A 26,150-nucleotide genomic window follows, 5' to 3' on the forward strand; every position below is an offset into this window, starting at 1 on the left:
GGCCTCGACGGCTTCCCCCGGATACGGCATCTGCTCGAGCCCGGTCGGCAGGCTCCGTCGGCACCGACGGAGGTAGTCGCGACCGGGCAGGTGACCAGCTGAGCGGATCAGAGACCACGGCGGCACCGGCGGCGGGCGTGCGCCAGCACCCGGAGACCCCGGACGAGCGACGCGCGCGCTACGACGCCGATGACGTGCACAGCCTGCGCGAGCGCGTGGCCGAGGCGCGCTGGCGGAGGCGGCTGGCCGTGCGCCGGAGCGTCAACCACGGCTACCGGGTGGGCGTGGGGATCGTCGGCGGCCTCATCGTCGCCATCGGCCTGGTCACCATCCCGCTGCCCGGACCGGGGTGGCTGACGGTCATCGCGGGCCTCTTCATCCTCGCCACCGAGTTCACCTGGGCCGAGCGGCTGCTCGAGTTCACGAAGCGCCACGTCGCGCGCTGGACCGACTGGGTCGCCGCGCAGCCGGTCTGGGTGCGGCTGCTACTCGCGCTGGCGACGGCGGCCCTCGTGTACGGCATCCTCGTCGTCAGCCTGCACCTGGTGGGCGTCCCCGACTGGGTTCCGGGGTGGGTACCGCTCTGGCGATGAGCGTCTGGCACAATCAGAGGCGCAACGGGCGATTGGCTCAGTGGTAGAGCGCTTCGTTCACACCGAAGAGGTCACTGGTTCGAACCCAGTATCGCCCACCGCACGCGAAGGGCCAGGTCACCCAGGCAGGGGACCTGGCCCTTCGGCGTTCCGCGGCGACCCGGCCCGGATCGCGGGACGATGGGTGCGATGAGCGCCCAGCCCGACCGCGCCGCCCGGCTCCAGCTGCTCCTGGACCGCGACGGGCCGACCTGCATGTGGTGCGGGCGCCGGTTCTCCCCGCTGGTCCGCCCCACCACCGAGCACGTCGTGCCCCGCGTCAAGGGCGGACCGTCGTGGCTGGAGAACGAGGTCGCCGCCTGCTCGCGCTGCAACGGCGAGCGGGGCCACCGCAGCCCGGTCGAGTGGCTGGAGGAGTGCCGCCGCCGGGGCTGGCCGGCCGACGAGGCGCGCCTGGCCCGAGCCCTGGGCGACCTCGCCGCCGCGATCACCCGGACCGGTGGGCAGCGGCGCGCCCGGCCCTACCTGGACGCGCAGCTCCGCCGCCTGCGCCGCTCGCGGTCGGCGGCCTAGGGTCGGGCCGTGACGACGACCGGGCGCGTGGCGCGGATCTGGATCTACCCCGTCAAGTCCCTCGGCGGCACGGCCCGGAACTCCGTCCGCGTCGGGTGGGCCGGCCCGGAGGGCGACCGGGCCTGGACGGTCGTCGACGCGGAGAGCGGGGAGGTGCTGCGCGGCAAGCACGCACCCGGCCTCGCCGCGCTCACGCCCACCGGTGCTCCGGAGGCCGACGCGGCGGCGGTGAGCGGTGCGCTGGGCCGGCCCGTGCGCATCGAGCGGGCACCCGGGGGCTCCGGTGCCGACGCGGCCCCCGTGCACCTCGTCTCCCGCCAGGCGATCGACCGGGCGGCGGCCGGCGACGTCCCCGAAGGCTGCTCCGCCGACGACCCGCGCGCCAACGTGCTCCTGGACCTGCCCGACGACGACGAGCGGAGCTGGGTGGGCCGCACGGTGCGGATCGGCACCGCCGAGCTGGCCGTGGTCCGCACCCCCAAGCACTGCCTCGGCGTCTACGCCGAGGTGCGACAGCCCGGCGAGCTGACCGTCGGCGACGCCGTCCTGCTCTAGCGTCGGCGCCATGCGTCGCTGGGGGGCCGCCGGGGCGGCCGTGCTCCTGCTGGCCGGCTGCGGTGGCGGGGCCGGTGCGCCCGCCGAGCCGGCCGGCGTCTCCGGGCCCGGGGCGTCCGCTGCGGCCCCGGAACCGCCGCCCGAGCCCGAGCCCGAGAGCTTCACGCTGCTCGCGACCGGCGACGTGCTGGTGCACCAGGGCCGGGCGCTCACCTCCGGTGCCCGGCAGCCCGACGGCTCGTACGACTTCAGCGGGGTGTTCGCGCCCGTCGCCGACCTGGTCGGCGACGCCGACCTGGCCATCTGCCACCTGGAGACGCCGGTCGCCCCGGAGGGTGGCCCGTACCGCGGCTACCCGAGCTTCAGCGTCCAGCCGGAGATCGTCGACGCGCTGGCCGGCGCGGGGTACGACCTGTGCTCCACGGCGTCCAACCACTCGCTGGACGCCGGCTTCGACGGGCTCACCCGCACGATCGACACGCTGGCGGGGGCCGGCATCGGGCACACCGGCACCTACCGGAGCCGGGAGGAGAGCGGCCGGCCGACGCTCGTCGACGTGGACGGCGTGCGCGTCGGCCACGTCGCGGCGACGTTCAGCCTCAACGGCGTGCCGCTGCCTGCCGGCCGGGAGTGGTCGGTGGACGTCGCCGCCCTGCCGGACGTGCCCGGCATGCTGGCCGCCGCGGCGCGGGCGCGGGCGGCGGGCGCCGAGGTCGTCGTCGCGAGCCTGCACTGCTGCCAGGAGTACGACAACGACCCGACGCCCACCCAGGAGGCGGCCGCGCGGGCGCTGCTGGGCTCCCCGGACGTCGACCTCGTGCTCGGCCACCATGCGCACGTGGTGCAGCCCTTCGAGCGGATCGGCGGCGAGTGGGTCGCCTACGGCCTCGGCAACCACCTCGCCGAGCACGCCACCCGCGGGTACCCGACCGAGGACTCGGTGGCCGCCCGCTTCACCTTCACCCGCGGCGCCGACGGCCGGTTCGCCGTCTCCCGGGCGGAGGCGGTGCCGCTGCGCATCGAGCTGGGGGAGGACGCCGTGCGGATCGTCCCGGCCGACCCCGAGAGCTTCGCGCGGATCGCCGGCGTCCTCGACCGGCGGGGTGCGGTGGCCACGGGGCTGGGCATCGTCCCGGGGTGAGCGCGGGGGCGCACTAGGCTCAGGGCGCCCGTTCCTCGATCCCCTGGAGCATGCTCGTGTCCACCCAGCCCTCGCCCACCGCCGTCGGACCGATCCGGGTGCCGGCCGGGACGACGGCCCAGGACGCGCTCAAGGCCGCCGGCGTCCCGCTCAAGGGCCCCGACGGTGCCGTCGTCGTCCGCGACGTGGCCACCGGTGACCTCAAGGACCTCGCCTGGGCCCCGGACGCCGACGCCGAGGTCGAGGCCGTCGCGGCGTCCAGCGCCGACGGGCGCGCGGTCATCCGGCACTCCGCCGCTCACGTGCTCGCCCAGGCGGTGCAGGACCTCTTCCCGGGCACCCGTCTGGGCATCGGCCCGCCGGTCGAGAACGGCTTCTACTACGACTTCGACCCCGAGCGGCCGTTCACCCCCGAGGACCTGAAGGCGCTCGAGAAGCGCATGCAGGAGATCGTGAAGGCCGGGCAGTACTTCGCCCGGCGCGAGATCAGCGACGACGACGCCAAGGGGGAGCTCGCCCACGAGCCGTACAAGCTCGAGCTCATCGGGCTGAAGGGCGGCGCCGGCGACGACGTCGGGGCCGCGGCCGAGGGCGCCGACGTCGAGGTCGGCGGCGCGCAGCTGACGATGTACGACAACCTCGACCCGCGGTCGGGCGAGCGGGTCTGGACCGACCTGTGCCGCGGCCCGCACCTGCCGCGGACGTCGAGCATCCCCGCCTTCAGCCTCACCCGGAGCGCAGCGGCGTACTGGCGGGGCAGCGAGAAGAACCCGCAGCTGCAGCGCGTCTACGGCACCGCCTGGGAGAGCAAGGAGGCGCACAAGGCCTACCTGGAGCACCTCGCCGAGGCCGAGCGACGCGACCACCGCCGGCTCGGCGTCGAGCTGGACCTGTTCAGCTTCCCGGACGAAATCGGCTCCGGGCTGCCCGTCTTCCACCCCAAGGGCGGGGTGATCAAGCGGGAGATGGAGGACTACGTCCGGCGCCGGCACCTGGAGGAGGGCTTCGACTACGTCGGCACCCCGCACATCAGCAAGAGCGGGCTGTTCGAGACCTCCGGGCACCTCCCGTACTACGAGGAGACCATGTTCCCGGGCATGGACCTGGACAACGCGAAGTACTACCTCAAGGCCATGAACTGCCCGATGCACAACCTGATCTTCCGGTCGCGCGGGCGGTCCTACCGCGAGCTCCCCCTGCGGCTGTTCGAGTTCGGCTCGGTCTACCGCTACGAGCAGTCCGGCGTCGTGCACGGCCTGACCCGGGTGCGGGGCTTCGCCCAGGACGACTCGCACAGCTACGTCACCCCCGAGCAGGCGCCCGGGGAGATCCGGCACCTGCTGGCGTTCGTGCTGGGCCTCCTGCGCGACTTCGGGCTGGACGACTACTTCCTGGAGCTGTCCACCCGCGACGAGTCCGACAAGTTCATCGGGTCCGACGAGGAGTGGGCGGTCGCCACCGCCGTCCTCGAGGAGGCGGCGCAGGAGACCGGCCTGGAGCTGGTGCCGGATCCGGGCGGGGCGGCCTACTACGGGCCGAAGATCTCCGTGCAGGCCCGCGACGCCATCGGCCGGACCTGGCAGATGTCGACGATCCAGTACGACTTCAACCAGCCGGCCCGCTTCGGCCTGGAGTACACCTCCGCCGACGGCGGCCGCCAGCAGCCGGTGATGATCCACTCGGCGAAGTTCGGCTCGATCGAGCGCTTCTTCGGCGTCCTGACCGAGCACTACGCGGGCGCCTTCCCGGCGTGGCTGGCCCCGGTCCAGGTCGTCGGCATCCCGGTCACCGACGAGCAGGTGCCCTACCTCACCGACGTCGCGCTGAAGCTGCGCGCCCGCGGCCTGCGGGTGGAGATCGACGACTCCGACGACCGGATGCAGAAGAAGATCCGGACGGCGAGCAAGCAGAAGGTCCCCTTCGTCCTCATCGCCGGGGCCACCGACGCCGACGCCGGCGCGGTCTCCTTCCGCTTCCGCGACGGCAGCCAGCGCAACGGTGTGCTGGTCGACGACGCCGTCGAGTTCGTCGCCGCCTGGGTCGCGGCCCGCACCAACGCCGACCCGACGGCGGACACCGCGGCGGTCCCCGGATGACCGGAGAGCCGCACGAGCCGTACCGGGTGGCGGTCTCCTCCGACGACGGCGGTCCGGCGACGGTGTTCGAGCACCTGTGGACGCCCTACCGCATGGCCTACATCCGCGGGGAGGGGAAGCCGACGGGCGCGCACGACTGCCCGTTCTGCGTCATCCCCACCCTGGAGGACGCCGCCGGGCTGGTCGTGGCGCGGGGGGAGACGGTCTTCGCCGTCCTCAACCTGTACCCCTACAACGCCGGCCACCTCATGCTGGTGCCGTACCGGCACGTGCCCGACTACACCGACCTCACGCCGGCGGAGGTCGCCGAGCTCGGCGCCTTCACGCAGACGGCGATGCGGGTGGTGCGGGCGGTGACCGGTGCGCACGGCTTCAACATCGGGATGAACCAGGGATCCGTCGCCGGCGCCGGCATCGCCGACCACCTGCACCAGCACGCCGTGCCGCGCTGGGGCGGGGACACCAACTTCATGCCGGTCATCGGGCTCACCCGCGTGCTCCCGCAGGTGCTGGGGGAGACGCGCGCCCTGCTCGCCGCCGCCTGGGCGGACCACCACGCCACGAGCCCGGAGGCCTGAGTGCTCGGCGTCAACGCCCGCCCCGTGGTGGCCAAGGTGGTCAACCCGCTGGCCGTGCGGCTGGCCCGGCTCGGGGTCACCCCGGACATGGTCACGATCACCGGGACCGTCGGGGCGATCGCCGGCGCCGCCGGGCTCATCGCGACCGGGCACCTCTTCTGGGGGGCGTTCACCGTCACGCTCTTCGTGCTGCTGGACATGCTCGACGGCGCGCTGGCCCGCCTGCGCGGCGGCGGCTCGGTCTTCGGTGCCGTGCTGGACTCCACCGGTGACCGCGCCGCCGACGCCGCCATCTTCGGCGCGCTGATCTGGTGGTTCGCCGGGAGCGGGGACAACCGGCTCCTCGTCCTGCTCGCGCTGCTCTGCCTGGTGCTGGGCGTCCTCACCTCCTACATCAAGGCGCGGGCCGAGGGGATGGGGCTGTCCTGCGACGTCGGCGTCGTCGAGCGGACGGAGCGGCTGATCCTGGTGCTGACCGGCACCGGCTTCACCGGGCTGGGCATCCCGTACGCCGTCCACGTGGCGTTGTGGGTGCTGCTGGCCGGCAGCGCCGTCACGGTGGCCCAGCGGGTGCTGGCGGTGAAGCGGTCCGCGGACGGACGGCGGATCGAACCGTGAGCGGCGCTCGGGAGCGGCTGGCCGGTCGGCTGTCCGACGCGGGGTACGCAGCGGGGTGGCGGGCGGTGCGCATGCTCCCGGAGCCGGCCGCGCGGTCACTGTTCGACCGGGCGGGGGAATGGGCCGCCGGTCGCGACGGCCGGGGCGTCCGCCAGCTGCGCGCCAACCTGCGGGTGGTGACCGGCGGGCGGCTGTCCGAGCCGGAGCTCGCGGAGCTGACCCGCCGGGCGATGCGGTCCTACGCCCGCTACTGGCAGGAGGCCTTCCGGCTGCCGACGCTGACCGCGGAGCGGATCCGGCGCGACAGCGTGGTCCCCGGGATCGAGCACATCGCGCGCGCCCGCGCCGAGGGGCGCGGGGTGGTCGCCGCCCTGCCGCACAGCGGCAACTGGGACGCGGCAGGCGCCTGGTTCACCGATTGGCTGGACGGCCCCTTCATGACCGTCGCCGAGCGGCTGCGCCCCGAGTCGCTGTACCGGCGGTTCCTCGACTACCGCGAGTCCCTGGGCTTCCGGGTGGTGCCGCTCACCGGTGGGGAGCGGCCGAGCTCGGAGGTCCTGCGCGAGTGGCTGGCCGACGGCGGCGTGGCCTGCCTGCTGGTCGACCGCAACCTCGGTGCCGGCGGCGTCCCGGTGACGTTCTTCGGCCGGACGGCCACCATGCCCGGTGGCGCGGCGCTGCTGGCCGAGCGCACCGGTGCCGCCCTCGTGCCGGCGGTCTGCCAGTTCACCGCGACCGGGTGGCGGATGTGCATCTCGCCCGAGGTGCCGGTCCGGGGCCCCGGCCGGCTCGCCGACCGGGTGGGGACGGCGATGCAGCAGGTGGCCGACGCGTTCGCCGCCGGGATCGCCGAGCGTCCCGAGGACTGGCACATGCTCGGCCGGATCTGGCCCGACGTCCCGGCCGATCCGGTCGCGCCCGGCCGGGGGGTCGCGGGCTGATGCGCATCGGCCTGGTCTGCCCCTACCGCTGGGACGTCCCCGGTGGTGTCCAGTACCACGTGCGCGATTTCGCCGTGACGCTGCGCGGGATGGGCCACCACGTGGAGGTGCTCACGCCCGCGCAGCACGAGGAGTCGGTCACCGACCCCTTCGTCACCTTCGCCGGCCGCACCGTCCCGGTCCCGTACAACGGCTCGATGGCGAGCCTCCAGTTCGGCCCCGTGTCGGCCGCGCGGGTGCGCCGCTGGCTCCGGGAGGGCCGGTTCGACGTCGTCCACGTGCACGAGCCGGCGACCCCGTCGGTGTCCCTGCTGGTCTGCATGATCGCGACCGGGCCGATCGTGGCGACCTTCCACGCGGCGACGACCCGCTCCAAGTGGCTGGCTGCCGTCGGCCCCATGACGCGGCCCTGGCTGGAGAAGATCAGCGGCCGGATCGCCGTCTCCGACTTCGCCCGGCGCGTGCAGGTCGAGCACCTGGGGGGCGACGCCGTCATCATCCCCAACGGCGTGCACGTGCCGTTCTTCGCCGACGGGCCGCCGCTGCCCGGCTACGGCCGGGGGACGGGCGCCCCGCCCACCATCGGCTTCGTCGGGCGGTTCGACGAGCCCCGCAAGGGGCTGCCGGTGCTGCTGGCGGCGCTGCGCACCGTCGTCCGGACCCACCCGGCGGTGCGGCTGCTCATCGCCGGACGCGGTGACGCCGACCAGCTGTGGTCCATGGTGGGCACCGAGCTGCGGCCGCACGTGACCCTGCTCGGGGAGGTCTCGGAGGCGGACAAGGCGGCGCTGCTGCGGAGCGTGGACGTCTACTGCGCACCCAACCTGCTCGGTGAGTCGTTCGGCGTGATCCTCATCGAGGCGATGGCCGCCGGGGCGCCCGTCGTCGCCAGCGACCTGGACGCCTTCGTCCGGGTGCTGGACGACGGGGCCGCGGGAGTCGTGGTGCGACGCGACGACCCGGCCGCGCTCGGCCGGGCGCTCGCGGACCTGCTCGCCGACCCCGCCCGGCGCGCCGAGCTCGCCGCGCGCGGCTCCCAGGTGGCCGCGCGCTACGACTGGCAGGTGCTCGCCCGCCGCGTCCTGGCGGTGTACGAGACCGTCCTGCCGCCCGGCGGCGGCGTGGTGACCGCGGCGCCCGAGGACGAGTTCCCCGGCGTGCCGCCGACAGGCACCGCGGCCGGACCTCCCCGCATACGGCGGCCGCGCCGCTAGCCTCGGGGACCGTGACGTCTCTGGCCTGGTTGCTGCTCGCCGCCGGAGTGCTCCTGCTCCTGGTGGTCTGGACCGGCTGGACGCTCACCCGGCTGCGGCGGCTGGACGCCCGGGTCGACCGGGCCTGGGCGACGCTGGACGCCCAGCTGCAGCGCCGCGCCGGGCTCGCCGAGGAGCTGGCCCGCCATCACCCAGCGGCCCTCGCCGCCGAGGTCCGGCTCGGCCTGGTGTCGCACGCAGCGGAGGCGCGCGCGGCCCGCGACGCGGGGGACCGCGAGCTGGCGGAGAACGCGCTCGGGCACCAGCTGCGCGAGCTGCCGCCCGGCCTGCCGGGCGTCCCCGCGGCGCTGCGCGCGGACCTGGCGGGCACCCAGACGCGGGTCGCCCTGGCCCGCCGGTTCTACAACGACGCCGTGCGCGACACCCGCGAGCTGCGCGGCCGGCGCTTCCCCCGTTGGGCGGGCCTGCACCGCACGCGCCCGCTGCCGCGCTACTTCGACATCGACGACCGCCTGGGCGACGTGACCAAGGACGCCGACGTGGCCGGCCGCCTCGCCGGCTGACGCCCGTAGGGTGGGGGACCCCCCGTTCTCGACCCCAAGGCGGAAACCTGTGACGACGCAGCCCTACCCGTCCGTCGCCCGGACCGGTACCGACCGCGTGAAGCGCGGCATGGCCGAGCAGCTCAAGGGCGGCGTCATCATGGACGTCGTCACGCCGGAGCAGGCCCGGATCGCCGAGGACGCCGGCGCCGTGGCGGTGATGGCGCTGGAGCGGGTGCCGGCCGACATCCGCGCCCAGGGCGGCATCGCGCGGATGAGCGACCCGGACATGGTCCAGGGGATCGTCGACGCCGTCTCCATCCCCGTGATGGCCAAGGCCCGCATCGGCCACTTCGTCGAGGCGCAGGTGCTGCAGTCCCTCGGTGTGGACTACATCGACGAGTCCGAGGTGCTCACCCCCGCGGACGAGGCGCACCACATCGACAAGCACGCGTTCACCGTGCCGTTCGTCTGCGGCGCCACCGACCTCGGCGAGGCGCTGCGGCGCATCTCCGAGGGCGCGGCGATGATCCGGTCCAAGGGCGAGGCCGGCACCGGCAACGTCGTGGAGGCCACCCGGCACATGCGGTCGATCCGGGCCGGCATCAAGGCGCTGGGCACCCTCGACGAGAGCGAGCTCTTCGTGGCCGCCAAGGAGCTGCGGGCGCCGTACGACCTGGTGGCCGAGGTGGCCCGGCTCGGCAAGCTGCCGGTGGTGCTGTTCACCGCCGGTGGCATCGCCACCCCGGCCGACGCGGCGATGATGATGCAGCTGGGCGCCGAGGGCGTGTTTGTCGGCTCGGGCATCTTCAAGTCCGGCGACCCGGCGCAGCGGGCGGCGGCCATCGTGCAGGCGACGACGTTCTCCGACGACCCCGACGTGATCGCCAAGGTCTCGCGCGGGCTGGGCGAGCCGATGGTCGGGATCGACGTCTCGACGCTGCCGGCGGCCGAGCGCTACGCCACCCGCGGGTGGTGACCGCCCCCGTCATCGGGGTGCTGGCGCTGCAGGGCGACGTCCGCGAGCACCTCGCGGTGCTGCGGGCCGAGGGGGCCGAGCCGCGGCCGGTGCGCCGGCCGGAGGAGCTGGCCGGCGTCGACGGGATCGTCGTCCCCGGCGGGGAGTCGACGACGATGGGGACCCTGGCCGGGCGGTTCGGTCTGCTCGAGCCGCTGCGCGCGGCGGTGCGCGCGGGGCTGCCCGCCTACGGGACCTGCGCGGGCATGATCCTGCTCGCCGACCGGCTGGTCGGCGCCCCGCCGGGGCAGCCGACCGTCGGCGGGCTGGACGTGACCGTCCGGCGGAACGCCTTCGGCCGGCAGGCCGACTCCTTCGAGACCCGGGTCGAGCTGGACGGGCTCGGCGGGGGCCCGCTGCACGCCGTCTTCATCCGCGCGCCGTGGGTGGAGGAGGCCGGCCCGGGGGTGCAGGTCCTCGGGCGGGTCGTGGGCGGTGCGGCCGACGGTAGGATCGTCGCGGTCCGCCAGGGCGACGTGGTGGCCACCAGCTTCCACCCCGAGCTGACCGGGGACCGCCGGGTGCACGCGCTGTTCGTCGACATCGTGCGCGCTCACCTGGCCGACGCAGAGAGGGGAGAGCCGTGAGCGGCCACTCCAAGTGGGCGACGACCAAGCACAAGAAGGCCGGGATCGACGCCAAGCGCGGCAAGCTCTTCGCCAAGCTGATCAAGAACATCGAGGTCGCCGCCCGCACGGGCGGCGGTGACCCCGCCGGCAACCCGACGCTCTTCGACGCCATCCAGAAGGCGAAGAAGAGCTCGGTGCCCAACGACAACATCGACCGTGCGGTCAAGCGCGGATCGGGCGCCGAGGCCGGTGGCGTCGACTACCAGGGCATCACCTACGAGGGCTACGCGGCCGGCGGTGTCGCGGTGCTCATCGAGTGCCTCACCGACAACAAGAACCGCTCGGCCATGGAGGTCCGCACCGCCATGACCCGCAACGGCGGGTCGATGGCCGACCCCGGCTCGGTCTCCTACCTCTTCTCCCGCAAGGGCGTGGTCGTGGTGCCGAAGTCCGGCGACGTCGACGAGGACAGCGTGCTGATGGCGGTGCTGGACGCCGGCGCCGAGGAGGTGCGCGACCTGGGCGACACGCTCGAGGTCATCTGCGAGCCCGGTGACCTGGTGGCCGTGCGCACCGCGCTGCAGGAGGCCGGTATCGAGTACGACTCCGCCGACGCGGGCTTCCTGCCCAGCGTCCAGGTGGAGCTCGACGAGGACGGGGCGACCAAGGTCTTCAAGCTCATCGACGCCCTCGAGGACCTCGACGACGTGCAGAACGTCTACGCCAACTACGAGGTGCCCGACGACGTCATGGAGAAGGTCACCGCCGACGCCTAGAAGGACCCCGGTGCCCCCACCGCTCGCTGCGCTCGCGGCGGGTCCCTGCCCCGGGGCCGATTCGTCAGATCACCTGGCGTGTTGACGGGGTCCGGTCGGGGGCTGCGGTTAGCCTCGGTCGAACACCAGTTCGGCTGACGGGAGCGTGACGATGCGGGTGCTCGGTATCGACCCGGGCCTCACCCGGTGCGGGTGGGGCGTGGTCGACGGGCGCCCGGGGGCGCGGCCGACGGCGGTCGGCGTCGGCGTGGTCCGCACCATGGCCGAGCTCGACCTCGAGCTGCGGCTGCTCGAGCTGCACACCGCCGTCACGGCGCTGTTGCGCGAGCACCGTCCCGACGTCGTGGCGATCGAGCGGGTGTTCACCCAGAACAACAAGGGCACGGCGACGGGCACGGCGCAGGCGGCGGGCGTCGCCGCGCTGGCCGCCGCCCAGGCCGACCGCCCGGTCGCCTGGCACACGCCCAGCGAGGTGAAGGCCGCGATCTCGGGCAACGGCCGCGCGGACAAGGAGCAGGTCACCCTCATGGTCACCCGGGTCCTGGGGCTCGCCACCGCCCCCAAGCCGGCCGACGCCGCCGACGCCCTGGCGCTGGCGGTCTGCCACGCGTGGCGCGGCCCGGCGCAGCAGCGGCTGCGGACCGCCGCGATCGCCGGTGGGATCGGCGCGCCGGTGCGGTCCACCGGCACTTTGCCCCGGTGGACGGGGGTGGCGGCCCGATGATCGCCAGCGTGCACGGCCGGGTGGCCGCGGTGGGGCCCGACGGCGCCGTCGTCGAGGTCGGCGGGATCGGCCTGGCGGTGCAGTGCACCCCGGGGACGATCGCCCGGCTGCAGGTGGGGGAGGCCGCCCGGCTGGCCACCAGCCTGGTCGTGCGCGAGGACTCGCTCACCCTCTACGGCTTCGCCGACGACGACGAGCGCCAGCTGTTCGAGCTGCTGCAGACGGCGAACGGCGTCGGGCCGCGGCTGGCCCAGGCGGTGCTGGCCATCCACCCGCCGCGGGAGGTCCGCCGCGCCGTCTCGATGGCCGACGTCAAGGCGCTCATGCAGGTCCCCGGCATCGGCAAGAAGGGGGCCGAGCGGCTCATCCTCGAGCTGCGCGACCGCCTCGGCTCGACCAGCACCGACACCTCGCTGGACGCGCCGGCGCCCGCCGGGCTGCCGTCGGTCACGCCGGTGGCCCCGTGGCGGGACCAGCTCACCTCGGCCCTCGTCGGGCTGGGGTGGAGCGGCAAGGAGGCCGAGGGGGCGGTCGCCCAGCTGGCCCCGGTGGCCGACGAGCAGCTCGCGGCGACCGGGAGCGTGGAGGTCGCGGTGCTGCTGCGGCGGGCGCTCCAGCTGCTGGGTAGGTCGTGACCGCGCCGTTCGACCGGTCGCTGACCGGTGAGCTGGCCGCCGAGGCGGCGCCGGAGTGGTCGGTGTCGCCGCAGGCGGGGGACGAGGAGCGGGTCGTCGAGTCGGCGCTGCGCCCGCACTCGCTCGACGACTTCATCGGCCAGCCCAAGGTCGCCCGCCAGCTGGCCCTGGTGCTCGAGGGGGCGCGCCGCCGTGGCCGCACGCCCGACCACGTCCTGCTCTCCGGCCCGCCCGGGCTGGGGAAGACCAGCCTGGCGCTGATCATCGGCTCCGAGCTGGGCACCTCGGTGAAGATCACCAGCGGGCCGGCGATCGAGCGGTCCGGCGACCTCGCCGCGATGCTGTCGAACCTGGCCCCCGGCGACGTCCTCTTCATCGACGAGATCCACCGCATCGCCCGCCCCGCCGAGGAACTGCTCTACATGGCGATGGAGGACTTCCGGGTCGACGTCGTCGTCGGCAAGGGCCCCGGGGCGACGGCGATCCCGCTGGAGATCAACCCGTTCACGCTGGTCGGCGCCACCACCCGCGCCGGGCTGCTCACCGGCCCGCTGCGGGACCGGTTCGGCTTCGTCGGCCAGATGGAGTTCTACGAGCCGGCCGACCTGCAGCGGGTGCTGGCCCGCAGCGCGGCGCTGCTCGGGGTGGAGCTGACCGACGAGGGGTCGGCGGAGATCGCGGGGCGCTCCCGCGGGACCCCGCGCATCGCCAACCGGCTGCTGCGCCGGGTGCGCGACTACGCCGAGGTGGAGGCCGACGGCCGGGTGACCCGCGAGGTCGCCGAGGCCGCGCTGGCCCTGTACGACGTCGACCACCTGGGCCTGGACCGGCTGGACCGGGAGGTGCTGGACGCGCTGGTCGGCAAGTTCGGTGGCGGGCCGGTCGGCGTCGCCACCCTGGCGGTGGCCGTCGGCGAGGAGCCGCACACGGTCGAGGAGGTGTGCGAGCCGTTCCTGGTGCGCGCCGGGCTGCTGGCCCGCACGCCGCGCGGGCGGGTCGCGACCGAGGCCGCCTGGGCGCACCTCGGCCGGCCGCTGCCGGCCGGCGGCGTCGCGCTCGGCCGGGTCACAGCAGACCCACAGGCACCGGGGTCGTCGTCAGAGACCCTGTTCGACGCCTAGACTCCCGGACGCTGGCGCGCAACTCGCAGGCCGGGCCGTGCGCGTCCCGCCTGGTCGCCGTGCGTACGGCAACCGATGCACCCGAGCGGTCCCGTCCCGGGCCGCACCCACCGCGAGCAACCAGTCGCGGAAGAGAGGCACACCTGTCGTGGAGTACTTCCCGCTGATCATGCTGGCCCTGCTGGCCGTCGTGCTGTTCGTGCTGCCCGCGCGACAGCGCAAGAAGATGCAGGAGCAGCACGCGGCTCTGCTGGCCTCCCTGACCGTCGGCACCCCGGTCATGACGACCAGCGGGATGCACGGCACGGTGGCCGGGGTCGGTGAGAGCACCATCGACCTCGAGATCGCGCCGGGTGTCGTGGCGACCTTCGCCCGCCAGGCGATCCTCGAGGTCCGCCGCCCGGCCGGGGCCGCGCCGTCCGACGAGGACCCCGCGCGCCCGGCCGACGGCACCGTCTGACCCGGGGGACCTCCGTGGCCAACCGCACCCTCCCCGCGGGGCGCTACTTCGGCGCGTTCGTGCTGATCGTCGCCCTGCTCTACGGGCTGGTCTTCTTCACCGGGGACACCCGGACGCCGCAGCTCGGCCTCGACCTGCGCGGCGGTACGACGGTGACCCTGACCGCCCGCACCCCCGACGGCCAGGCGCCGGCCCAGGAGGACCTGGAGCTGGCCCGGCGGATCATCGAGCAGCGGGTGAACGGCCTCGGCGTCGCCGAGGCCTCGGTGGTCACCGAGGGCGACTCCAACATCGTCATCTCGGTGCCCGGGGACGACGGCGAGCAGGCCCGGGAGCTCGGTGCCACGGCGCAGCTGCGCTTCCGGCCCGTGCTGGAGGTGGCCCCCGCCGGCCCCGCCGAGGAGGAGCCCGGCACCGACGCCGAGGCGACCGAGGGGGAGACGGCCGACGGGAGCGCCGCGGAGGACACCGGCGACGCGGCGGAGGACCCGGCGACCGGCGACGGCGCCGTCGCCGACCCCACGCTGCCGGACCCGGACGCCCCCGCCGTCACGCAGGAGGAGGCCGCCGCCGAGTTCGCGACGCTGACCTGCGACGCGGAGGAGCTGCTGGGCGAGGTGACCCGGCCCGAGGACTTCGTGGCCGCGTGCAGCGAGGACGGCACCGTCAAGTACCTGCTCGGGCCCACGATCATCGAGGGCACCGAGATCGACGACGCCAGCGCCGCCACCGACCCGACCGACGGCAGCTGGATCGTCCTGCTCGACTTCCGGTCCGGCGGGCGGGAGACGTGGGCCAACTACACCGCGGCCAACGTGGGGTCGAACGTGGCGTTCACCCTGGACGGCCGGGTCGTCTCCGCGCCCACCATCCAGGGCGCGATCAACGGCCAGACCACCATCCAGGGCAGCTTCGACCAGGAGTCGGCCACCGAGCTGGCCAACCAGCTCCGGTACGGCGCCCTGCCGCTGACCTTCACCCAGGCGACCGCCCAGTCGATCTCCACCGAGCTCGGCGAGGAGCAGCTGGAGGCTGGCCTCATCGCGGGCGCCCTCGGCATCGCGCTGGTCTTCGTGTACGCGCTGGTCTACTACCGGCTGCTCGGCCTCGTCATGATCGCCAGCCTGATCCTCTCGGCGGTGGTCGTCTACGCCTGCCTGATCCTGCTGGGGCGGGAGATCGGGTTCACCCTCAGCCTCGCCGGCATCGCCGGGTTCATCGTCTCGATCGGCATCACCGCCGACTCCTTCGTCGTGTACTTCGAGCGGCTCAAGGACGAGATCCGGGAGGGCCGGTCGCTGCGGTCGGCGGTTCCCCGGGCCTGGGTCCGGGCGCGGCGCACCATCCTCTCCGCGGACGCGGTCAGCTTCCTGGCCGCGGCGATCCTGTACCTGCTCGCGATCGGCGACGTGAAGGGCTTCGCCTTCACCCTCGGCATGTCGACGGTGCTCGACCTCGTCGTCGTCTTCCTCTTCACCCACCCGCTCATGGCCGTGCTCTCCCGGTTCAAGAACTTCGGCAAGAACCGGTTCTCGGGCCTCGGCCGGGTGGAGCACACCCGTCGCACGGGCCCCGCCGCACCGGCGCGGGAACTCGTCGGTGCCACCGCCGCGGTCGGCGGCCGGCAGGACAGGAGCACCTCATGACCCGCCCGACGGACCCGGCCGAGCCGACCTCCGAGCAGCCGCCGGTGAGCACCGGCGAGGAGGCGCTCGCCGACGCCGGGTTGCCCCAGGACCCGGGCAGCGACGACGACGCCGCCACCCCGGCCGCGCCCGGCGGACGCGGCGGACGCGGCGGACTGGCCCACCGGCTCTACAACGGCGAGGCCGGCCTGGACGTCGTCGGTCGCAGCCGCCTGATCTACCGGATCACCGCAGTCGTGGTGCTGCTGTGCCTGCTCTCGATGGTCTTCCGCGGGTTCAACTTCGGCATCGACTTCGAGGGCGGCAACAGCTTCCGGCTGCCCGGCACCGAGCAGCAGCTGCAGGAGGCGCGCGCCGCGGCGGAGGACGCCGGCGCCAATGTCGCCTCCGCCCAGGTCGTCGGCGGCAACACGCTGCTCATCCGCACCTCGCAGCTGGACAACGAGACCGAGCGCGCCGTGGTGGAGGAGATGGCCGAGGCCGTCGGCATCGCCCCGCAGCAGGTCAGCCCGGAGTCGGTCAGCGCGGAGTGGGGCCAGGACATCACCGACCAGGCGCTCGTGGCGCTGGCGGTCTTCCTGGTCGCCGTCGTGCTCTTCCTCGCCGTGCGCTTCCAGCCGAAGATGGCCGTCGGCGCCATGGCCGCGCTCGCGCACGACATCGTCGTCACCGCCGGGGTGTACGCCCTGGTCGGCTTCGAGGTCACGCCGTCGACGGTCATCGGCTTCCTCACGATCCTCGGCTTCTCCCTGTACGACACCGTCGTCGTGTTCGACAAGGTCGACGAGAACACCCGCGACCTGGAGCGCAGCGCCCGCATGACCTGGGGCGAGGCGGCCAACCTCGCCGTCAACCAGACGTTGATGCGGTCGATCAACACCTCGGTCATCGCGCTGCTCCCGGTCGCCGGGCTGCTCTTCGTGGGTGCCGGCCTGCTCGGCGTGGGCACCCTCAAGGACCTGGCCCTCGTGCTCTTCGTGGGCCTGGCCGCCGGTACCTACTCGTCGATCGTGCTCGCCACGCCGATCGTCGCCGACCTCAAGGAGCGCGAGCCGGCCCAGCAGGCGCTGCGCCGGCGGGTGCTGGCCAGGCGCTCCTCGGCCGCGCGGGCCGACGGCGCCGCCGTCCCGGCCGGCCCCGTGGCCAGTGCCCGCCGGCGCCGGAGCACCGGCGCGGCCGCGGCCTCCGAGCTGCCCGGTGCCGTCACCGCCGACGTCGTCGTCGAGTCGCCGCCGTCGGTGCGGCCGGACGCGCCGCGGGGCGCCAGCGCCGCCCCGCGGCCGGGTGCCCGCCCGCAGCGCCCCGGTTCCAGCCGGCCGTCGGGCAAGCGGCGCCGGTGAGCGCGGCCCCGGTCGAGCAGCCGCTCGACGAGCTCATCGCCTCCCTCACCGTCGACGTCCCCGACCACCCGGAACCGGGCATCGTCTTCCGCGACCTGACCCCGGTCTTCGCCGACGGGCCCGCCTTCCGGCGCATGGTCGACGGGCTGGCGGCGCCGCACGGGTCCGGTCCGCGGCCGTTCGACGTCGTCGCCGGGGTGGAGGCGCGCGGGTTCCTGCTGGCCGCGGCGGTGGCGCTCGACGCCGGGGTCGGCGTGGTGCCCATCCGCAAGGCGGGCAAGCTGCCGCGCGAGCGGGTGTCCGCCGACTACACCCTGGAGTACGGGACGGCGACGCTGGAGCTGCACGCGGACTCGGTCCGCCCCGGTCAGCGGGTGCTGCTCGTCGACGACGTGCTCGCCACCGGCGGCACGCTCGGCGCCGCCGTGGCCCTGGTCGAGCAGCTCGGCGGCGTCGTGGCGGCGGTCTCGGTGGTCGTCGAGCTGGCGGCCCTCGGGGGGCGGCAGCTCCTGGCACCGCACCCGGTGCACGCACTCTGGACCACCTGACCGAGGGAGAACCCGCTCGCCGCCCGGGCGGCGGCGGGCGCGGTCCGGCTAGCATGGTGGGGGTCCCCCCTCTGCCAGCCGCAGGAGTCGCCCGTGGCCTCCGAAGTAGCCGCCGACGCGGCTGTGGCGCGGCCTGGTGCGGTCTCCGGTGGGGCCGTCGCCGATGCGGTGGGTGAGGCGCCGGTCCGCAGCCCGCTGCCCGAGCGGCCCGCGGTCCGCCGTCCCGACGACGTCGGCGCCGACCCGCCCGACGCCGACTTCGGCACCCCCCGCCGGCGGGTGCGCGACCGCCTCGCCCGGCGGATCGTCGCCGGGCAGCGCAGCGGCCTGGTGCGCCCCGTGCTCGAGCCACTGGCGTCGCTGCACCGGCAGAGCCACCCCAAGGCCGACCTGGCGCTGCTGCAACGCGCCTACGACGTCGCCGAGACCGCGCACAGCAGCCAGAAGCGCAAGAGCGGCGACCCCTACATCACCCACCCGCTCGCCGTCGCCACCATCCTCGCCGGCCTCGGGATGGACACGACCACCCTGATCGCGGCGCTGCTGCACGACACGGTCGAGGACACCGGCGTCACCCTGGAGACGATCACCACCGACTTCGGCTCGGAGGTCGCCCACCTGGTCGACGGGGTCACCAAGATCGACAAGGTGAAGCTGGGTGACGCCGCCCAGGCCGAGACGATCCGCAAGATGATCGTGGCGATGTCCCGCGACCCGCGGGTGCTGGTCATCAAGCTGGCCGATCGGCTGCACAACATGCGCACGCTGCGCTTCCTCCCGCCCGAGAAGCAGGAGAAGAAGGCGCGCGAGACGCTCGAGATCCTCGCCCCGCTGGCCCACCGGCTGGGCATGAACACGATCAAGTGGGAGCTGGAGGACCTCGCGTTCGCCACGCTCTACCCCAAGCGCTACGACGAGATCGTGCGGCTGGTGGCCGAGCGGGCCCCCTCCCGCGACACCTACCTGGCCGAGGTCGCCGCGTCGGTGACCGAGCAGCTGAAGGCGGCCAAGATCGACGCGGTCGTCACCGGGCGGCCGAAGCACTACTACTCGATCTACCAGAAGATGATCGTCCGCGGCCGGGACTTCACCGACATCTGGGACCTCGTCGGCATCCGCATCCTGGTCGACTCGGTGCGCGACTGCTACGCCGCGCTCGGCATCATGCACGCCCACTGGCAGCCGGTGCCGGGCCGCTTCAAGGACTTCGTGGCGATGCCGAAGTTCAACATGTACCAGTCGCTGCACACGACCGTCATCGGGCCGCAGGGCAAGCCGGTCGAGCTGCAGATCCGCACCCACGACATGCACCGCACCGCCGAGTACGGCATCGCGGCGCACTGGAAGTACAAGGAGAAGGCCCGCGCCGGGGGCAAGCCGGCCGCGGGGGAGAGCGGTGCGCCGCCCAAGGCCGGCTCGCCCGACGACATGCTGTGGCTGCGCCAGCTGCTGGACTGGCAGCGGGAGGCCCAGGAGCCGGGGGAGTTCCTCGAGACCCTGCGCTACGACCTGGGGCCGCAGGAGGTCTTCGTCTTCACGCCCAAGGGCGACGTGGTGAGCCTGCCCGGGGACTCCACGCCCGTCGACTTCGCCTTCGCGGTGCACACCGAGGTCGGCTACCGCACCATCGGCGCCCGCGTGAACGGCTCGCTCGTGTCGCTCGACAGCAAGCTCAGCAACGGCGACGTCGTCGAGATCTTCACCTCGAAGTCGCCCACGGCCGGCCCCTCGAAGGACTGGCTCACCTTCGTCGGCTCCTCCCGCGCCCGCACCAAGATCCGCCAGTGGTTCACCAAGGAGCGCCGCGAGGACGCCGTCGACGCCGGCAAGGAGTCGCTGACCCGCGCGATGCGCAAGGCCGGGCTACCGCTGCAGCGGCTGCTCGGCGGCGAGGCGCTGTCGACGCTGGCCAAGGACCTGCGGTTCGCCGACGTCACCGCCCTCTACGCCGCGGTGGGGGAGAACCAGCTCTCCGCGGCCTCCGTGGTCGAGAAGCTCATGGCCGCGCTCGGCGGCAGCGAGGGCGCGACCGAGGACATCGCCGAGACCGCGATCCCCACCCGCCGGCCGGTGGCGCGCCGCTCGGCCGGTGGGGACCCGGGCATCGTCGTGCACGGCATGACCGACGTCTGGGCCAAGCTCGCCAAGTGCTGCACCCCGGTCCCCGGCGACGACGTCCTCGGGTTCGTGACCCGCGGCGGCGGCGTGAGCGTGCACCGGACCGACTGCACCAACGCCGGGGACCTGCGCAGCAAGCCTGAACGTCTGGTCGAGGTCGAGTGGGCGTCGTCGCCGGGGTCGGTGTTCCTCGTGGCCATCCAGGTGGAGGCCCTCGACCGGCACCGGCTGCTCTCCGACGTGACCAAGGCGCTGGCCGACGAGCGGGTCAACATCCTCTCGGCGTCGGTGCAGACCAGCCGCGACCGCGTGGCCATCAGCCGGTTCACCTTCGAGCTGGCGGACCCGGCGCACCTGGGCGCGGTGCTGCAGACGGTGCGCAACGTGGACGGCGTCTTCGACGTCGAGCGCGTCACCGCGTAGCCGCAGCCCGCACGGCGACCGCCGGACCGGGTCGTCCCCTGATGATCAGGTCACCTGATCGTTCGGGGTCCTGGCTCACTGTCGACGCTGAGCCAGGACCCCGCCAGGTGAGCCAGGACGTGCCGGCGCCCGACGGCGGCGCCGCGCCTCAGCCGACGACGGCCATGTCCTCGATCGTCACGGGGATGTTCGGCGCGCCGTCGCCGGGGCCGTCCGCGCCCTGGACCCCACCGGCGGCCACCTCGTCGAGCACGGCCAGCCCCGCCTCGTCGATCGAGCCGACCACGGTGTACTCCGGCGGCAGCTCGGTGTCGACGAAGGTCAGGAAGAACTGGCCGCCCGTGCTGTTGGGCGCGGCGGTCTTCGCCATGGCGACGGTGCCCCGCGGGTACGTGGTGTCCGGGGTGACCTCCTCGGCGTACTTGTAGCTCGGACCGCCGGCGCCGGTGCCGGTCGGGTCGCCGCACTGCAGCACCCCGAACGTCTCGGCGTTCACCAGCCGGTGGCAGGAGGTGTCGTCGTAGAAGCCCTGCTCGGTCAGGTACACGAAGCTCGCCGCCGCGCACGGGGCCTGCGCCCGGTCCAGCGTGAGGGTGAGATCCCCCTGGTTCGTGCTCATCAGGAGGGTGGCGGTGCCCTGCGTGGGGGTGGCCTCCGGGTTCGGCGGCGTCCCGACGTCGGTCAGGTTGGTGTTCCCCGACTCGTCGGGCAGGTACTCGCAGGTGACGGTGCCGTCGGCGTTGGTGGTGCGCGCCGCTGACGAGGTGGCCGTCGGGGTCGTCGGGTCGGCCGCCAGGTCGTCGGTCTCCTCGTCCCCGCCGAACACGTTGGTGATGAGCAGCGCGGCGCCCACGATCGCGACGACGGCGATCGCGGTGAGCAGCAGCCCCAGGTTGCGGCGGCGCTTCTTCGCCTGCTCGGTGCGGCGCTCCAGCTGGCGCTGCAGGTGGCGCTGCGCGGCTTCCCGGCGCTGCTTGTTCGTGGGCACGGGGGCGGACTCCTCGGGCGGACGGGGCGCGGTGCACGGCCGGGTGCGGCGGGCGGCGGCGCTGGTCGGGGTGCGAGTCTAGGTGCCGCGGCTGGGCGATCCCTGGCAGCGCCGGGTGCGGCGGGGAGCCCCGCGTAACCTGCACGGGTGCTCATCCGCTCGTTCCCCGCCGGCGCGTTCGGCACCAACTGCTACGCCGTCGCCTCCGGGCCGGGCCAGGAGTGCGTCGTCGTCGACCCGGGCATGGACGCCGTCGAGCCCCTGGCCCGCATGCTCGCCGATGACGGTCTCAAGCCGGTCGCGGTCGTGCTGACCCACGGGCACCTGGACCACACCTTCTCGGTGCTGCCGGTGTGCGACGGCTACGACATCCCCGCCTACCTGCACCCCGACGACTTCGGGATGCTCTCCGACCCGGTGCGCTGGCACGGGCCGCAGCTGGCGCCGCTGATCACGGGGGTCCGGCTGCCGGACCCGTCGGAGGTGCGCGCGTTGGACGACGGCGCGGTGCTGTCGCTGGCCGGGGTGGATCTCACCGTCCGGCACGCGCCCGGGCACACCCAGGGCTCGGTGATGTTCTCCCTCGACCTCGGTGAGGCGCCCGGGCTGCTGGCCGGGGACGTGCTGTTCGCGGGCTCGGTGGGCCGCGTCGACCTGCCGGGCGGCTCGTGGGACGCGATGCTGCGATCGCTGCGCGACGTCGTGCTGCCGCTGGACGACGAGACCGTGGTGCTGCCCGGCCACGGCCCGGCGACCACGATCGGTCGGGAGCGGGCGACCAACCCCTACCTGGCCGAGGCCGCGCAGGCGCCGAAGGGGCGCGGGCTGTGAGCGGGCTGACCGCCCCGAAGGGCACCTTCGACACGCTGCCGCCGGACTCGGCACGGTTCCTCGCCGTCCGGGACGCGCTGACCGCGCCGCTGCGCCGGGCCGGCTACGGGTACGTCGAGACGCCGGTGTTCGAGGAGACCGCCGTCTTCTCCCGCGGGGTCGGTGAGTCCACCGACGTCGTGACCAAGGAGATGTACACGTTCGAGGACCGGGGCGGCCGGTCGCTGACCCTGCGCCCCGAGCTGACGGCCGGGCTCATGCGGGCGTTCATCGAGCACCGGCTGCACGCCGCCGCACTGCCGGCGAAGCTCTGGACCGTCGGCTCGGCCTTCCGCTACGAGCGGCCGCAGGCCGGCCGCTACCGGCACTTCACCCAGGTGGACATGGAGGCGCTCGGCGTCGACGACCCCGCGCTGGACGCCGAGGTGGTGGCGCTGGGCGTGCAGGGGTTCCGCGACCTCGGGCTCACCGACTTCGAGCTGCTGCTGACCTCGCTGGGGGACGCCACCTGCCGGCCGCAGTACCGCGAGCTGCTGGTGGCCTACCTGGCGAAGCTCGACCTCGACGAGGAGACCCGGCGCCGGGCGGCGATCAACCCGCTGCGGGTGCTCGACGACAAGCGGCCCGAGGTGCAGGCCCAGCTCGACGAGGCCCCGCTGATGGTCGACCACCTGTCGGACACCACGAAGGCGCACTACGACGCCGTCCGCCAGCACCTCACCGACCTCGGCGTGACCTGGACCGAGGCGCCGCGGCTGGTGCGCGGGCTGGACTACTACACGAAGACGACGTTCGAGTTCGTGCACAACGGCCTCGGCGCGCAGTCGGCCATCGGCGGCGGGGGGCGCTACGACGGGCTCTCGGCCGCGCTCGGCGGCCCCGACGTATCCGGCATCGGCTACGCCGTCGGGGTGGACCGCACCCTGCTGGCCGTCCAGGCCGAGGGGCTCGACGTCGGCGCGGTCGCGGGCGTGCAGGCGTTCGTGGTCCCGCTGGGCGCCGAGGCGAAGCGGGTGGCCGTGCGGCTGGTCGGTCAGCTGCGCGCCGCCGGGGTCGCGGCCGACACGGTCTACGGCGACCGCGGCCTCAAGGGCGCGATGAAGGCCGCCGACCGGTCGGGTGCCTCGCACGTCGTCGTCATCGGGGAGCGGGACCTCGCCGACGGCGTGGGCCAGCTCAAGGACATGCGCACAGGTGAGCAGGTCGCCGTCCCCGTGGGTGAGCTGTTCGACCGGGTGCGTGCGAGTGTGGAGGGGTGACTTCTTCGATGGAGCAGCGACCGCTCGGGAAGACCGGGGCCGACGTCAGCGTGATCGGGCTGGGCACGTGGCAGCTCGGCGGTGACTGGGGCGACGTCGACGAGGACACCGCCGCCGAGGTCCTCGACGCCGCGCTCGACGCCGGGGTGACCCTGCTCGACACCGCCGACGTCTACGGCGACGGCCGCTCGGAGGAGCGCATCCGCAAGGCGCTCGCGCCCCGGGCCGACCGGCCGTTCGTCGCCACCAAGGCCGGCCGCCGTGCCGACCCCTTCACCGCGGAGCAGTACACGCCCGAGAACCTGCGCGCGTGGATCGACCGGTCGCGCCGGAACCTGGGCGTGGACACCCTCGACCTGGTCCAGCTGCACTGCCCGCCGACCGCCGTCTACTCCGACCAGCGCGTCTACGACGCCCTCGACGGGTTCGTGGCGGACGGCTCGATCGCGGCCTACGGCGTCTCGGTCGAGACGGTGGCCGAGGGTCTCACCGCGCTGCAGCACGAGGGGGTGGCCACCATCCAGGTCATCCTGAACATCTTCCGGCGCAAGCCGCTGGAGGAGCTGCTGCCCGCGGCTGCCGACGCCGGCGTGGGCATCCTGGCCCGCGTTCCGCTGGCCAGCGGCCTGCTCAGCGGCAAGTACGACGAGTCGACGACGTTCCCGGAGAACGACCACCGGAACTTCAACCGGCACGGCGAGGCCTTCGACGTGGGCGAGACCTTCGCCGGCGTGCCTTTCGACGTCGGTGTCGCGGCCGCCCGCGAGGTGGCCGAGATCGCCGGCGACGCCGTGCCCACCGCGGCTTTCGCGCTGCGCTGGGTGATCGACCAGCCCGGCGTCACCACCGTCATCCCGGGCGCGCGCAACGTCACCCAGGTGCGCGGCAACGTCGCCGCAGCCACCATGGCGCCGCTGTCGGACGCCCAGCTCGCCGACCTCGAGCGGGTGTACGACGAGCGCATCCGCGCCCACGTGCACGACCGCTGGTAAGCCACCCCCTCCTTCCGCTCCACCGAAAGGCCCGACGTGCTCCGCACCCACGACGCCGGAACGCTGCGTGCGTCCGATGCCGGCACCACCGTCACCCTCGCCGGCTGGGTCGCCCGCCGCCGCGACCACGGCGGCGTGGTCTTCCTCGACCTGCGCGACGCCTCCGGCTACGTGCAGGTCGTCGTCCGCGAGGAGGAGGCCCACCACCTGCGCAACGAGTACTGCGTGCTCGTCACCGGCGAGGTGCGCCGGCGGCCCGAGGGCAACGAGAACCCCGAGCTGCCCACCGGCGAGATCGAGGTGGCCACCTCCGAGCTGCGGGTGCTGTCGACGTCGGCCCCGCTGCCGTTCCCGATCGAGACCGACCAGGCCGCCAGCGACGACGTCCGCTACCGGTACCGCTACCTCGACCTGCGCCGTCAGGGCCCGGCGCGGGCGATCCGGCTGCGCTCGGAGATCAGCCGCATCGCCCGCGGCGTGATGGCGGAGCACGGTTTCGTCGAGGTGGAGACGCCGAACCTCACCCGTTCCACGCCCGAGGGCGCCCGGGACTTCCTCGTGCCGGTGCGGCTGCAGCAGGGCAAGTGGTACGCGCTGCCGCAGTCGCCGCAGCTGTTCAAGCAGCTGCTGATGATCGGTGGGCTGGAGCGCTACTACCAGATCGCCCGCTGCTTCCGGGACGAGGATTTCCGCGCCGACCGGCAGCCGGAGTTCACCCAGCTGGACTTCGAGATGAGCTTCGTCGAGCGCGACGACGTGCTCGCGATCGCCGAGGACGTCGTCCGCTCGCTGTGGCGGGAGCTGGCGTCGTACGAGATCCCCGAGATCCCGCGGATGACCTACCGCGAGGCGATGGACCGGTTCGGCTCGGACAAGCCGGACCTGCGGTTCGGCGTCGAGCTGACCGAGCTGACCTCCTACTTCGCCGACACGCCGTTCCGCGTCTTCCAGGCGCCGTACGTCGGCGCCGTCGTGATGCCCGGCGGCGGGTCGCAGCCCCGGCGGGCGTTCGACGCCTGGCAGGACTGGGCCAAGTCCCGCGGTGCCCGCGGGCTGGCCTACGTGACGATCGCCGAGGACGGCACGCTCGGCGGCCCGGTGGCCAAGAACATCTCCGACGCCGAGCGCGAGGGTCTCATCGAGGCCGTCGGTGCCAAGCCGGGCGACTGCGTCTTCTTCGCCGCCGGGGCCCGGCGCTCCTCCCAGGAACTGCTCGGCGCCGCGCGCAACGAGATCGCCAAGCGCCTCGACCTGATCGAGCCCGGCACCTGGTCGTTCCTGTTCGTCGTCGACTTCCCGATGTTCGAGGAGACCGAGGACGGCGACTGGACGTTCATGCACCACCCCTTCACCTCGCCCACCCCCGAGTGGCGGGACCGGTTCGCCGAGGACAAGGGCGCGGCGCTGTCCGACGCCTACGACATGGTGATCAACGGCAACGAGGTCATGAGCGGGTCGGTGCGTATCCACGACGCCGAGCTGCAGGAGGGGGTGTTCGAGACCCTGGGGATGTCGCGCGAGGAGGCCCGCGAGCGGTTCGGGTTCTTCCTCGAGGCGTTCGCCTACGGCCCGCCGCCGCACGCCGGTGCCGCGCTGGGGTGGGATCGGCTGTCGGCGCTGCTGTCGGGGGTGGAGTCGATCCGCGAGGTCATCGCCTTCCCGAAGACCGGCGCCGGTTTCGACCCCCTGACCGGCGCGCCGACGCCGATCACCGAGGCGCAGCGCAAGGAGGCCGGGATCGACGCGAAGCCGGAGGAGCCGCCGCTGCCCGGTGAGCCCGGGGCGCCCGGGCCGTCCGACCCGACGAAGTAGCGGCCGATCGCCCCGGCGGTGACCGGGCCCGCGCCTCCG

General features: G+C 74.0%; 26 protein-coding genes and 1 tRNA gene. 26 read left to right on the forward strand and 1 reads right to left on the reverse strand.

Annotated elements, in window-relative coordinates; all coding sequences use genetic code 11:
* Positions 1-137 precede the first annotated feature (137 nt).
* The 22 genes from ACI8AG_RS15225 (at position 138) to ACI8AG_RS15330 (ending at position 20,229) form a co-directional block, all read left to right on the forward strand.
* Positions 138-593: a TIGR02611 family protein gene (locus ACI8AG_RS15225; protein ID WP_456597711.1), complete on the forward strand. Its 456-nt coding sequence runs from the start codon at positions 138-140 to the stop codon at positions 591-593.
* A gap of 26 nt (positions 594-619) precedes the next feature.
* A tRNA-Val gene (locus tag ACI8AG_RS15230) sits at positions 620-691 on the forward strand.
* A gap of 91 nt (positions 692-782) precedes the next feature.
* Entirely contained in the window at positions 783-1,166 is a 384-nt protein-coding gene (locus tag ACI8AG_RS15235; protein WP_456588615.1) for an HNH endonuclease, read from the forward strand.
* Between the two features lie 9 nt (positions 1,167-1,175).
* The gene (locus tag ACI8AG_RS15240; protein WP_456597712.1) at positions 1,176-1,721 is read left to right on the forward strand and encodes an MOSC N-terminal beta barrel domain-containing protein; all 546 of its coding nucleotides are present in this window, start codon (positions 1,176-1,178) and stop codon (positions 1,719-1,721) included.
* A 10-nt stretch (positions 1,722-1,731) separates the two neighbouring features.
* Positions 1,732-2,862, forward strand: a complete 1,131-nt coding sequence (locus tag ACI8AG_RS15245) for a CapA family protein (protein WP_456597713.1) — start codon at positions 1,732-1,734, stop codon at positions 2,860-2,862.
* 50 nt (positions 2,863-2,912) lie between these two features.
* Positions 2,913-4,958 carry a threonine--tRNA ligase gene (thrS, locus tag ACI8AG_RS15250; RefSeq protein ID WP_456597714.1) on the forward strand — a complete coding sequence of 682 codons (2,046 nt, stop codon included), beginning with the start codon at positions 2,913-2,915 and terminating at the stop codon, positions 4,956-4,958.
* Positions 4,955-5,536, forward strand: a complete 582-nt coding sequence (locus tag ACI8AG_RS15255; protein WP_456588619.1) for an HIT family protein — start codon at positions 4,955-4,957, stop codon at positions 5,534-5,536. The genes thrS and ACI8AG_RS15255 overlap by 4 nt, the downstream gene beginning before the upstream one ends.
* A complete protein-coding gene (gene pgsA, locus ACI8AG_RS15260) occupies positions 5,537-6,154 on the forward strand; it encodes a phosphatidylinositol phosphate synthase (RefSeq protein ID WP_456597715.1) in 618 nt (205 codons plus the stop codon).
* Positions 6,151-7,095 carry a phosphatidylinositol mannoside acyltransferase gene (locus ACI8AG_RS15265; RefSeq protein WP_456597716.1) on the forward strand — a complete coding sequence of 315 codons (945 nt, stop codon included), beginning with the start codon at positions 6,151-6,153 and terminating at the stop codon, positions 7,093-7,095. Before pgsA ends, ACI8AG_RS15265 begins: the two co-directional genes overlap by 4 nt.
* Positions 7,095-8,309, forward strand: coding sequence for a glycosyltransferase family 4 protein (locus ACI8AG_RS15270; protein ID WP_456588622.1), 1,215 nt, complete (start codon positions 7,095-7,097; stop codon positions 8,307-8,309). The genes ACI8AG_RS15265 and ACI8AG_RS15270 overlap by 1 nt, the downstream gene beginning before the upstream one ends.
* A gap of 11 nt (positions 8,310-8,320) precedes the next feature.
* Positions 8,321-8,872, forward strand: a complete 552-nt coding sequence (locus ACI8AG_RS15275) for a hypothetical protein (RefSeq protein WP_456588623.1) — start codon at positions 8,321-8,323, stop codon at positions 8,870-8,872.
* A 49-nt stretch (positions 8,873-8,921) separates the two neighbouring features.
* Positions 8,922-9,830 (forward strand): pyridoxal 5'-phosphate synthase lyase subunit PdxS, encoded by a 909-nt coding sequence (gene pdxS, locus ACI8AG_RS15280; protein WP_456597717.1) that lies wholly within the window; start codon positions 8,922-8,924, stop codon positions 9,828-9,830.
* The gene (gene pdxT / locus ACI8AG_RS15285; RefSeq protein WP_456588625.1) at positions 9,827-10,456 is read left to right on the forward strand and encodes a pyridoxal 5'-phosphate synthase glutaminase subunit PdxT; all 630 of its coding nucleotides are present in this window, start codon (positions 9,827-9,829) and stop codon (positions 10,454-10,456) included. Before pdxS ends, pdxT begins: the two co-directional genes overlap by 4 nt.
* Positions 10,453-11,214, forward strand: coding sequence for a YebC/PmpR family DNA-binding transcriptional regulator (locus tag ACI8AG_RS15290; protein WP_456588626.1), 762 nt, complete (start codon positions 10,453-10,455; stop codon positions 11,212-11,214). The genes pdxT and ACI8AG_RS15290 overlap by 4 nt, the downstream gene beginning before the upstream one ends.
* Positions 11,215-11,365: 151 nt before the next feature.
* A complete protein-coding gene (gene ruvC / locus ACI8AG_RS15295; protein ID WP_456597718.1) occupies positions 11,366-11,938 on the forward strand; it encodes a crossover junction endodeoxyribonuclease RuvC in 573 nt (190 codons plus the stop codon).
* The gene (gene ruvA, locus ACI8AG_RS15300) at positions 11,935-12,573 is read left to right on the forward strand and encodes a Holliday junction branch migration protein RuvA (RefSeq protein WP_456597719.1); all 639 of its coding nucleotides are present in this window, start codon (positions 11,935-11,937) and stop codon (positions 12,571-12,573) included. The genes ruvC and ruvA overlap by 4 nt, the downstream gene beginning before the upstream one ends.
* On the forward strand, positions 12,570-13,694 hold the full coding sequence (gene ruvB / locus ACI8AG_RS15305; protein ID WP_456597720.1) for a Holliday junction branch migration DNA helicase RuvB: 1,125 nt from the start codon (positions 12,570-12,572) through the stop codon (positions 13,692-13,694). The genes ruvA and ruvB overlap by 4 nt, the downstream gene beginning before the upstream one ends.
* A gap of 148 nt (positions 13,695-13,842) precedes the next feature.
* Entirely contained in the window at positions 13,843-14,154 is a 312-nt protein-coding gene (yajC, locus tag ACI8AG_RS15310) for a preprotein translocase subunit YajC (protein WP_456597721.1), read from the forward strand.
* A gap of 14 nt (positions 14,155-14,168) precedes the next feature.
* Positions 14,169-15,800, forward strand: a complete 1,632-nt coding sequence (gene secD / locus ACI8AG_RS15315; protein ID WP_456597722.1) for a protein translocase subunit SecD — start codon at positions 14,169-14,171, stop codon at positions 15,798-15,800.
* The gene (gene secF / locus ACI8AG_RS15320; RefSeq protein ID WP_456597723.1) at positions 15,797-17,140 is read left to right on the forward strand and encodes a protein translocase subunit SecF; all 1,344 of its coding nucleotides are present in this window, start codon (positions 15,797-15,799) and stop codon (positions 17,138-17,140) included. Before secD ends, secF begins: the two co-directional genes overlap by 4 nt.
* Positions 17,137-17,688, forward strand: coding sequence for an adenine phosphoribosyltransferase (locus ACI8AG_RS15325; RefSeq protein ID WP_456597724.1), 552 nt, complete (start codon positions 17,137-17,139; stop codon positions 17,686-17,688). Before secF ends, ACI8AG_RS15325 begins: the two co-directional genes overlap by 4 nt.
* 93 nt (positions 17,689-17,781) lie before the next feature.
* The gene (locus tag ACI8AG_RS15330; protein ID WP_456597725.1) at positions 17,782-20,229 is read left to right on the forward strand and encodes a RelA/SpoT family protein; all 2,448 of its coding nucleotides are present in this window, start codon (positions 17,782-17,784) and stop codon (positions 20,227-20,229) included.
* A 148-nt stretch (positions 20,230-20,377) separates the two neighbouring features.
* On the opposite strand, the gene ACI8AG_RS15335 is transcribed toward ACI8AG_RS15330, so the two are convergent.
* Positions 20,378-21,217 carry a peptidylprolyl isomerase gene (locus ACI8AG_RS15335; RefSeq protein WP_456597726.1) on the reverse strand — a complete coding sequence of 280 codons (840 nt, stop codon included), beginning with the start codon at positions 21,215-21,217 and terminating at the stop codon, positions 20,378-20,380.
* Between the two features lie 147 nt (positions 21,218-21,364).
* Between ACI8AG_RS15335 and ACI8AG_RS15340 the strand changes: the two genes are divergently transcribed.
* Genes ACI8AG_RS15340 through aspS form a run of 4 tightly spaced genes read left to right on the forward strand, consistent with a single transcriptional unit; the run spans position 21,365 to position 26,111 of the window.
* Complete coding sequence (locus ACI8AG_RS15340; protein ID WP_456597727.1) at positions 21,365-22,048, forward strand: MBL fold metallo-hydrolase; 684 nt, start codon at positions 21,365-21,367, stop codon at positions 22,046-22,048.
* Entirely contained in the window at positions 22,045-23,307 is a 1,263-nt protein-coding gene (gene hisS, locus ACI8AG_RS15345; RefSeq protein WP_456588637.1) for a histidine--tRNA ligase, read from the forward strand. Before ACI8AG_RS15340 ends, hisS begins: the two co-directional genes overlap by 4 nt.
* A gap of 8 nt (positions 23,308-23,315) precedes the next feature.
* Entirely contained in the window at positions 23,316-24,299 is a 984-nt protein-coding gene (locus tag ACI8AG_RS15350; protein WP_456597728.1) for an aldo/keto reductase, read from the forward strand.
* Between the two features lie 36 nt (positions 24,300-24,335).
* Complete coding sequence (gene aspS / locus ACI8AG_RS15355) at positions 24,336-26,111, forward strand: aspartate--tRNA ligase (protein ID WP_456597729.1); 1,776 nt, start codon at positions 24,336-24,338, stop codon at positions 26,109-26,111.
* The last annotated feature ends 39 nt before the right edge of the window (positions 26,112-26,150 follow it).

It is taken from the genome of Blastococcus sp. SYSU DS0552, from assembly GCF_054050815.1.

Coding starts and splice junctions, on each gene's coding strand:
- ACI8AG_RS15235 (WP_456588615.1), top strand. CDS start 783: ATGAGCGCCCAGCCCGACCGCGCCGCCCGGCTCCAGCTGCTCCTGGAC.
- ACI8AG_RS15245 (WP_456597713.1), top strand. CDS start 1,732: ATGCGTCGCTGGGGGGCCGCCGGGGCGGCCGTGCTCCTGCTGGCCGGC.
- thrS (WP_456597714.1), top strand. CDS start 2,913: ATGCTCGTGTCCACCCAGCCCTCGCCCACCGCCGTCGGACCGATCCGG.
- ACI8AG_RS15255 (WP_456588619.1), top strand. CDS start 4,955: ATGACCGGAGAGCCGCACGAGCCGTACCGGGTGGCGGTCTCCTCCGAC.
- ACI8AG_RS15270 (WP_456588622.1), top strand. CDS start 7,095: ATGCGCATCGGCCTGGTCTGCCCCTACCGCTGGGACGTCCCCGGTGGT.
- ruvC (WP_456597718.1), top strand. CDS start 11,366: ATGCGGGTGCTCGGTATCGACCCGGGCCTCACCCGGTGCGGGTGGGGC.
- ruvA (WP_456597719.1), top strand. CDS start 11,935: ATGATCGCCAGCGTGCACGGCCGGGTGGCCGCGGTGGGGCCCGACGGC.
- secF (WP_456597723.1), top strand. CDS start 15,797: ATGACCCGCCCGACGGACCCGGCCGAGCCGACCTCCGAGCAGCCGCCG.
- ACI8AG_RS15350 (WP_456597728.1), top strand. CDS start 23,316: ATGGAGCAGCGACCGCTCGGGAAGACCGGGGCCGACGTCAGCGTGATC.